A 923-nucleotide genomic window follows, 5' to 3' on the forward strand; every position below is an offset into this window, starting at 1 on the left:
CAGCGCAAGAGCCCCTCAACGGCAACCGGTTCGCCCGTGCGGGCATCGACACACGGCTGGTACGCAAGCCGGAACTCCTGCCTGGTGATCGCCGTGCGCAGGCACGCTTCGAGCGTCAACCGGTAGCGCGCGCGTTCGGCCATATCAGGTGCGAAGAACTTGACGAGGTTACGTCCCGCGGCCTTCGCCTGGTACATCGCGGCGTCGGCGTTCTGCATCAGGGTATCGATGTCCTCGCCATCGTCCGGGAAAAGTGCCACGCCGACACTGCATGACACCGGCAATGCGGCGCCGCCTAGTTCATGCGGCTGACGAACGAGCGGCAACAGACGATCCTCGATCGCACGGGTAACATCCGCCACATTGCTGACACCGTTGAGGATTACCGTGAACTCGTCGCCACCGAGGCGGCTGACGGTGTCATTGCTGCGCACGGCTTGCAGAAGGCGCCGCGCGACCGAGCGCAACAGGTTGTCGCCGATGTGATGGCCAAGCGAATCATTGATGTTCTTGAACCGGTCCAGATCAATGAAGAGCACGCCGACGCGTTGGCCGGAGTGGCGCGCATTGCCGAGTGCGACGCCAAGGCGCTTGATGAACAGCTCGCGGTTCGGCAGTTCCGTTAGCACGTCATGTTCGGCGAGAAACTGAATGCGCGCCTCGCTCTTCTTGCGGTCCGTGATGTCGATCAACGTGCAGATATAGTGCGACAGGTTCGCCCGCCGGTCGCGCACCGCGCTCACCATTAGCCATGCCGGATAGTCGTTGCCGGCCCGCCTTCGCACCTGCGCTTCGCCATGCCACGCGCTGAGGCGATCGACAGAATCGATAACGGCCGGAAAAATGTCATCTTGCTCCTGCGTTCCAAAGAGGAAAGCAGGCTTCTTGCCCGCCACGTCGTCAGCGCAATATCCAGTCGCTCG

General features: G+C 62.2%; 1 protein-coding gene. It reads right to left on the reverse strand.

Annotation, left to right across the window (positions count from 1 at the left end; genetic code table 11):
- Positions 1-923: putative bifunctional diguanylate cyclase/phosphodiesterase (locus HWY30_RS40795; protein WP_176079062.1), on the reverse strand; the 923-nt coding region annotated here is incomplete at both ends.

This window comes from Paraburkholderia tuberum STM678 (assembly GCF_902833905.1).
Classification (GTDB): domain Bacteria; phylum Pseudomonadota; class Gammaproteobacteria; order Burkholderiales; family Burkholderiaceae; genus Paraburkholderia; species Paraburkholderia tuberum.